The organism is Bacillus sp. SN1, from assembly GCF_002796895.1.
GTDB classification, from domain to species: Bacteria; Bacillota; Bacilli; order Bacillales; family Bacillaceae; genus Bacillus; species Bacillus inaquosorum.
In genome coordinates this window covers 48,114-55,393 of sequence record NZ_PHIE01000009.1, presented here as the reverse complement: position 1 = coordinate 55,393, position 7,280 = coordinate 48,114, and the positions used below count along the sequence as shown (strand labels likewise).

The following is a 7,280-nucleotide window of genomic DNA, read 5'->3' as shown; positions in this document are numbered from 1 at the left end:
CTCAATTTGTTTGGTGGCGATAGCGAAGAGGTCACACCCGTTCCCATACCGAACACGGAAGTTAAGCTCTTCAGCGCCGATGGTAGTCGGGGGTTTCCCCCTGTGAGAGTAGGACGCCGCCAAGCAAGGTAAAACCCAGCTCATTGAGCTGGGTTTTTTGTGTATTCAAGATCGATAAAATCAAACAAATACAAACACCGACAGCTTATATAGTCCATATACTGATTCCAAGTTTCGAAAAGATCTAAATAGTGTATACAATATCCGGTTTAAGGGAAGGCTAATTGTACGGAGGTGGGGACGATGGACGAAACAGTTAAACCTAATCATACATGTGTGATTTGTGATCAAGAGAAGAGTAGAGGCATTCATCTTTATACGAAATTTATATGCTTAGATTGTGAGAGAAAAGTAATTTCTACATCAACTTCCGATCCTGACTATGCCTTTTACGTAAAAAAACTAAAGAGCATTCATACACCGCCATTATATTCTTAGACCTGAAAAGGTCTTTTTTTGTATTCTTTCATAAGGAATGAGTTAATAAAAAGAAGATGAAACTTGTTTAGGGATTGAACGTAGTAGATAATAATATTAAAACTGAGTATATACACAGGAGTCGATTATCTCATGCAGAGATTTCTTCACTTTTTGATATGGAGTTTAACAAGCAGTGCGACTTTTGTTTTCATAGGGATATTGAGCTTTTTCGGTTTAAATCAGTCGCTTTTTTTATCTTTTATTTATGGGCTCGCTTCAGGAGTGGTCGTATATACAGCTGGCATTTGGAACACCAGACGGTTGTTTCTTAAAAAGCATGCGCTGACAGGAAGAGAATATGCTTACATTAAGAAAAATCTCGAGGAAGCAAGGCTGAAAATCATACGCCTCCGGAAAGCTTTGTTTCAGGCAAAGAGCATACAAATGTTTAAACAAAATGCAGAAATGCTGAGACTTGTCAGAAGGATTTATATTCTCACTAAAAAAGAGCCAAAACGGTTTTATCAGGCCGAGCGCTTTTTTTATCAAACTCTCGATTCGGTTGTTGAATTGACAGAGAAGTATGCCTTTCTATCATCTCATCCAAAAAAAAGCAAAGAACTGTCGATGTCGTTGAGTGAGGCGCGTATCACACTTGCTGAGTTGACAAAGCGTTTAGAGGAGGATTTAACTCAAGTAATGGGTGATGAAATTGATGACCTGCAATTTGAATTAGATGCAGCAAAGCATTCATTAAAGAAATAATGGAAGAGGGTAAGAGCGATGAACCGAGATCAAAGCGACCTTCATATAGATGAATTATTGGCAGACCCTTTTGGCGATATAGAGATACCCAAGGCAGAGGCTGTAAAAGCAGAGAAACAGCAAGTACGTCTTGTTGATGTTCTTCCTGAGGAAAACAAGGAAAAGGCAATTCAGCTCGCTGAACAGATCGATCATAAAAACATGCAGAGCATTGTTTTATACGGCTCTCAAGCTCAGTCTAAGCTGCTGAATTTTTCTCATACCATGATTGATCATGTTCAAAAGAAGGATGTCGGAGAGATTGGCGAAATTCTTGGAGAGCTGATGAAAAAGCTGGAGCAGGTAAATCCTGATGATCTTCAGTCTAAGAAAAAGGGTTTTTTGGCGCGCGTGTTCGGAAGAGTATCGAATTCTCTTCAGGAGGTGCTGTCTAAATATCAAAAGACAAGTGTACAGATAGACAGAATCAGCTTGAAGCTGGAGCATTCTAAAAATGCTTTAATCAGTGACAATAAGCTGTTAGAGCAGTTATATGAAAAAAACAAAGAGTATTTCACCGCGCTGAATGTTTATATTGCTGCAGGGGAACTGAAGCTGGAGGAATTAAGAACAAAAACGATTCCTGAACTGAAGCAACAGGCCGAATCAAGTGAGCACAACCAAATGGCCGTTCAAGAAGTAAACGATTTGATTCAATTTGCTGACCGGTTAGATAAAAGGATGCACGATTTGCTTCTGAGCAGGCAAATTACAATCCAAAGCGCTCCGCAAATCAGGCTGATTCAGAATACAAACCAAGCGTTAGCTGAAAAAATCCAGTCATCCATTGTGACTGCGATTCCGCTTTGGAAAAACCAAGTAGCGATTGCGCTGACACTTTTAAGGCAGCGCAATGCAGTAGATGCACAACAAAAAGTAGCTGATACAACCAACGAGCTTTTACTGAAAAACGCTGAGCTGTTGAAAACCAATACAATTGAAACTGTGCGGGCGAATGAACGAGGCCTTGTTGATATCGATACTTTAAAGAAGGTGCAGGAAAGCTTAATCAGCACGCTTGAAGAAACGCTGACCATACAAGAAGAAGGACGAATCAAACGCCGTCAGGCAGAAGAAGAGCTCATGATGATGGAAGGCGATCTGAAGCAAAAGCTGCTTACAATAAAGGAAAGATAGTTACCAGTAAGTCTAGCTTTAAGTTCTGTGAGAGGCACGATATAATAAAGTATAAGAAGACACATTCAAAGGATTGTTTTAATGAACACACCTTTATATAAAGCATTGATTCAGCATGCGAGAAGAAATTCTCATTCATTTCATGTTCCGGGACATCACAATGGAGATGTCTTTTTTGATGACGCAAAGTCGATATTCAATCCGCTTCTCACCATTGATGTAACTGAACTGGCAGGATTGGACGATCTCCATCATCCTACTGGGGTGATTAAGGAAGCTCAAGAGCTTGTCAGTCAATTATATGGATCGTCGGAAAGTTTTTTTCTGGTGAATGGTACGACTGTCGGGAACTTAGCAATGATTTTATCTGTTTGTGAACCGGGCGATACAATTTTGGTTCAAAGAAACTGTCATAAATCTGTATTTCATGCTGTTGATTTGGCTGGTGCTGAGCCGGTTTATCTTGCACCTGACATTGATGCAGCGTTGCATGTGCCTACGCATGTTCCGCTTGATACAATAAAAGAAGCCTTGGCAGTATATCCAGATGCGAAAGGCTTGGTGCTGACCAATCCGACATATTACGGGCATAGTGCTGATTTAACCGAAATTATTTCAGAGGCCCATCGTTACGGGATTCCTGTTTTGGTGGATGAAGCGCATGGCGCACATTTTGTTTTAGGGGAGCCTTTTCCGGTCTCAGCTTTAAAAATGGGGGCAGATATTGTTGTTCAGTCGGCTCATAAAACGCTGCCTGCCATGACGATGGGTTCTTATTTGCACCTCAACAGCAGCTGCAGAATTGATCGGGATCGGGTGGCAGAGTATTTAACCCGATTACAAAGCAGCAGCCCGTCTTATCCGATCATGGCTTCATTAGACATTGCCCGTGCTTATGTGGAGCATATTATAGAAGAACAAAAACTTGCTGACATTCTGCAGCGAATACAATCACTTAAACAAACGTTTGATTCACTTACAAATGCAGAAGCTGTCAAACCGGCTGACCCACGGATAATAACGGATCCGTTGAAGCTCACGATTCGTTCAAAACGGGGCCATTCTGGATATTCGCTGCAAAACATATTAGAGCGTGTCAACATATTCACTGAGCTTGCTGATGAAAATCAAGTACTGCTCGTTCTTCCATTGGGAGGAAAGCGCAGAATAAACGCTGAAACGATTAAAAGCATTGATGAAGAGATTGAAAAAATGCCTCCGGATCAGATGTTTGTTTCTGCAGAATGGGGAGCGCAGCCTGTTACTGTCTTGCCATATCAAAAAAAGGTCTTACAAACATTCAAGAAAGAATATGTGGACTTTGATGAAGCAGCAGGCCGGCTGAATGCAGAGGATATCATCCCTTATCCTCCGGGGATCCCGATGATCATGGCGGGAGAAAGAATAACGAAAGAAAGTGTGCAAAAGCTCAGCCGCTTGATCAGCATGAAAACGCATGTTCAAGGGAATATGAAAATCAAAGAGAAACAACTACTTGTTTATATAGAAGAGGAGAAATCATGAGCGGTTTATTTATTACATTTGAAGGTCCTGAAGGTGCGGGAAAAACGACTGTTCTGCAGGAAGTCAAAAACATACTGACAGCAGAAGGCCTTCAGGTTACAGCAACTCGAGAGCCGGGCGGCATAGACATAGCAGAACAAATTCGAGAGGTTATTCTGAATGAGAACAACACATTAATGGACCCGAAAACAGAAGCTCTCTTATATGCAGCTGCAAGACGCCAGCATTTAGTTGAAAAAGTAAAACCAGCATTGGAACAGGGGCATGTGGTTCTTTGTGACAGATTCATAGACAGTTCACTCGCATACCAAGGATACGCAAGAGGCCTTGGAATTGATGAGGTTCTGTCAATTAATGAGTTTGCCATCGGAGATATGATGCCCCATGTAACGGTTTATTTTTCAATTGATCCGGAAGTAGGCCTGAAACGTATTCACGCAAACGGCTTGCGGGAGAAAAACAGGCTCGATTTAGAAAAATTAAGCTTCCATACAAAGGTACAGGAAGGTTATCAAGAGCTGATGAAGCGATTCCCGAAAAGATTTCACTCAATTGATGCCGGCCAATCCAAAGATCTCGTCGTTCAGGACGTTCTAAAGGTTATCAATGAAGCGTTGAAAAAAATTCAATTGTGACCTGTTTCCCAATAGTTGATATAATAATGTAAACGAGATCATTGTTGTTTCCAATCTAAAGGAGGCCTTCACAGATGAAATTGATAGTGGCAGTTGTACAGGATCAGGACAGCAACAGACTTTTGAAAACCTTAACGGATCACAACTTTAGAGTCACAAAGCTTGCGACGACGGGAGGATTTCTTAAATCAGGCAATACAACGTTTATGATTGGTGTTGAGGATATACGCGTCGATAAAGCATTGAGTCTCATTAAAGAAAACGGACAGAAACGTGATCAGATGATTGCCCCTGTATCTCCAATGGGCGGAAATGCTGATTCATATGTCCCTTATCCAGTCGAAGTTGAAGTTGGCGGAGCGACAGTATTTGTCCTTCCAGTCGATGAATTTCATCAATTTTAAGGATTTGAAACTGTGAAAATTAATAAAGATATACGTACATTTATAGATAATAAGCAGCTTCCTTCTGTGAAAACATCTGAGATCACAGCGTCGTTTAAAACATCAATGGAAAACCAAAGCAGCAAATTGAAATTTGATCAGCTCACCAGGCTGTTATCGGATATAGAAGCGTTTGGAAAAAGACTGACGAAATCCCGGAATTTTAAAGACTTAGCGAGATTTAAAGGACTTGTGAAACGTTTTGTCAAAGAAGCTGTAGACAGCGGTCTTTCACATGAAACGTCGAAAAGCTTTGATCTGTACGGAAACAGCAGAACGCTGGGACTTGTGAAAGAAATAGATGACAAATTGATACAGCTTACGGAAGAAATGATGGATCAGGAAAAACCGGCAATTGATTTGCTGGAGCGTATTGGCGAAATAAAAGGTTTATTGATTAACCTTTACACATAGAGAGTGATACAATGGCAATATCCTGGAAGGAAATGACCGAGCTTCAGCCCAGAGTGATGAAGCTTTTATATAATAGTATTGAGAAGGACAGATTATCACACGCTTATTTGTTTGAGGGAAAAAAAGGAACAGGAAAGCTTGATGCTGCGATGCTTCTTGCGAAAAGCTTTTTTTGCCTGGAGGACGGCGCGGAGCCTTGTGAGAGCTGCCGAAACTGTAAACGGATAGAGTCAGGGAACCACCCTGATCTCCATCTTGTTCAGCCTGATGGTTTGTCGATCAAAAAGGCGCAAATTCAAGCGCTGCAAGAAGAGTTTTCTAAGACGGGGCTTGAATCGCATAAAAAGCTGTATATTATTTCGCACGCAGATCAAATGACAGCAAATGCAGCGAACAGCCTGCTGAAATTTTTAGAAGAACCGAATAAAGACACAATGGCCATCCTCATCACTGAGCAGCCCCAAAGGTTATTGGATACCATCATTTCAAGATGCCAAACCCTTCCTTTTCAGCCTTTGCAGCCTAAAGCAATTGAAGACAGATTAATCGAACAGGACGTTTCGCCTCATATGGCAAGGCTTCTGGGCAACATGACCAACAATGTAGCGGAAGCAGTCGAATTAAGTCGAAATGATGAGTTTGCAGAGTCTAGAGCGAAAGTGATAAAATTGTATGAAGTCCTACACCAGCGGAAAGGACATGCTTTTTTCTTTATTCAAGATCAATGGATGCCCTTTTTCAAAGAAAAAACCCATCAAGAAATGGGTCTTGATATGCTCTTATTGATATATCGTGATGTGTTGTCCATCCAAATAGGAAATGAAGATAAATTGATTTATCAAGACTTATTCCAATCAATAAAACAGCATGCGCTACAATCAACACAACAAAGCGTTACGAATCAAATTCTTGCTGTTTTAGAAGCAAAGAAACGGCTTCATTCCAATGTGAATGTACAAGGATTAATGGAGCACTTGGTGTTAATGTTGCAGGAGGGATAAGCTTGTACAATGTAATTGGAGTCCGCTTTAAGAAAGCGGGTAAAATATATTATTTTGATCCAAATGGATTTCATATAGAACATGACAGCTGCGTAATTGTAGAAACTGTCAGAGGCGTTGAGTACGGCCAGGTCGTGATTGCGAATAAACAGGTGGATGAGCATGATGTCGTGCTGCCCCTTCGAAAAGTGATACGTGTGGCTGACGAACGCGATCTTCTCATCGTAGAAGAAAATAAACAGGAAGCTTTATCAGCATTTGACATCTGCCAAAAGAAAGTGGCTGAACATGGCTTGGATATGAAGCTGGTCGATGTCGAATTTACGTTTGACCGCAATAAAGTTATTTTTTACTTCACTGCTGACGGCCGAGTAGACTTTAGAGAGCTTGTAAAGGATTTGGCTTCTATCTTTAAAACAAGAATTGAGCTGCGCCAAATTGGAGTAAGGGATGAGGCGAAAATGCTCGGAGGAATCGGTCCTTGCGGAAGAATGCTTTGCTGTTCAACGTTTCTTGGAGATTTTGAACCCGTTTCCATTAAAATGGCCAAGGATCAGAACTTGTCTTTAAATCCTACGAAGATTTCAGGTCTTTGCGGACGTTTGATGTGCTGTCTAAAATATGAGAACGATGAGTATGAGACGGCAAAAGAGCAGCTTCCGGATATTGGAGAAATGATTACAACAGCAAACGGCCCCGCGAAGGTCGTTGGACTAAATATTCTGGAACGGGTGCTTCAGGTGGAACTGATAAACCGTGAAAAAGTGATAGAATATACTTGGGAAGAGCTCTTGGAAGAGGGCGTCGTATCCGCACAAACCACAGATTAACGAGGTGTGGAA

Annotated in this window: 9 protein-coding genes and 1 rRNA gene; all 10 read left to right on the top strand. The window is 41.2% G+C overall.

The window, feature by feature from the left end:
• Nucleotides 1–9: 9 nt before the first annotated feature.
• The 10 genes from rrf (at nucleotide 10) to ricT (ending at nucleotide 7,268) form a co-directional block, all read left to right on the top strand.
• Nucleotides 10–125 (top strand): 5S ribosomal RNA (rrf, locus tag CVV77_RS21565).
• Between the two features lie 178 nt (nucleotides 126–303).
• Nucleotides 304–498 carry an anti-sigma-G factor gene (gene csfB / locus CVV77_RS21560; RefSeq protein ID WP_032732378.1) on the top strand — a complete coding sequence of 65 codons (195 nt, stop codon included), beginning with the start codon at nucleotides 304–306 and terminating at the stop codon, nucleotides 496–498.
• Nucleotides 499–630: 132 nt separating this feature from the next.
• Nucleotides 631–1,245: a 5-bromo-4-chloroindolyl phosphate hydrolysis family protein gene (locus CVV77_RS21555; protein ID WP_019257238.1), complete on the top strand. Its 615-nt coding sequence runs from the start codon at nucleotides 631–633 to the stop codon at nucleotides 1,243–1,245.
• Between the two features lie 18 nt (nucleotides 1,246–1,263).
• Entirely contained in the window at nucleotides 1,264–2,421 is a 1,158-nt protein-coding gene (locus tag CVV77_RS21550) for a toxic anion resistance protein (RefSeq protein ID WP_100276447.1), read from the top strand.
• A gap of 81 nt (nucleotides 2,422–2,502) precedes the next feature.
• Complete coding sequence (locus tag CVV77_RS21545; RefSeq protein ID WP_100276446.1) at nucleotides 2,503–3,945, top strand: aminotransferase class I/II-fold pyridoxal phosphate-dependent enzyme; 1,443 nt, start codon at nucleotides 2,503–2,505, stop codon at nucleotides 3,943–3,945.
• Entirely contained in the window at nucleotides 3,942–4,580 is a 639-nt protein-coding gene (gene tmk, locus CVV77_RS21540; protein WP_100276445.1) for a dTMP kinase, read from the top strand. Before CVV77_RS21545 ends, tmk begins: the two co-directional genes overlap by 4 nt.
• 74 nt (nucleotides 4,581–4,654) lie before the next feature.
• On the top strand, nucleotides 4,655–4,984 hold the full coding sequence (darA, locus tag CVV77_RS21535; protein WP_003218295.1) for a cyclic di-AMP receptor DarA: 330 nt from the start codon (nucleotides 4,655–4,657) through the stop codon (nucleotides 4,982–4,984).
• Between the two features lie 12 nt (nucleotides 4,985–4,996).
• Entirely contained in the window at nucleotides 4,997–5,437 is a 441-nt protein-coding gene (locus CVV77_RS21530; protein ID WP_003242162.1) for a YaaR family protein, read from the top strand.
• A gap of 11 nt (nucleotides 5,438–5,448) precedes the next feature.
• The gene (gene holB / locus CVV77_RS21525; RefSeq protein WP_019257242.1) at nucleotides 5,449–6,438 is read left to right on the top strand and encodes a DNA polymerase III subunit delta'; all 990 of its coding nucleotides are present in this window, start codon (nucleotides 5,449–5,451) and stop codon (nucleotides 6,436–6,438) included.
• Between the two features lie 2 nt (nucleotides 6,439–6,440).
• A complete protein-coding gene (ricT, locus tag CVV77_RS21520) occupies nucleotides 6,441–7,268 on the top strand; it encodes a competence/sporulation regulator complex protein RicT (protein WP_003242158.1) in 828 nt (275 codons plus the stop codon).
• The last annotated feature ends 12 nt before the right edge of the window (nucleotides 7,269–7,280 follow it).

What these genes read in the sequence shown, in the direction of transcription:
- csfB (WP_032732378.1), top strand. Translation starts at nt 304, where the DNA reads ATGGACGAAACAGTTAAACCTAATCATACATGTGTGATTTGTGATCAA.
- CVV77_RS21555 (WP_019257238.1), top strand. Translation starts at nt 631, where the DNA reads ATGCAGAGATTTCTTCACTTTTTGATATGGAGTTTAACAAGCAGTGCG.
- CVV77_RS21550 (WP_100276447.1), top strand. Translation starts at nt 1,264, where the DNA reads ATGAACCGAGATCAAAGCGACCTTCATATAGATGAATTATTGGCAGAC.
- CVV77_RS21545 (WP_100276446.1), top strand. Translation starts at nt 2,503, where the DNA reads ATGAACACACCTTTATATAAAGCATTGATTCAGCATGCGAGAAGAAAT.
- tmk (WP_100276445.1), top strand. Translation starts at nt 3,942, where the DNA reads ATGAGCGGTTTATTTATTACATTTGAAGGTCCTGAAGGTGCGGGAAAA.
- darA (WP_003218295.1), top strand. Translation starts at nt 4,655, where the DNA reads ATGAAATTGATAGTGGCAGTTGTACAGGATCAGGACAGCAACAGACTT.
- holB (WP_019257242.1), top strand. Translation starts at nt 5,449, where the DNA reads ATGGCAATATCCTGGAAGGAAATGACCGAGCTTCAGCCCAGAGTGATG.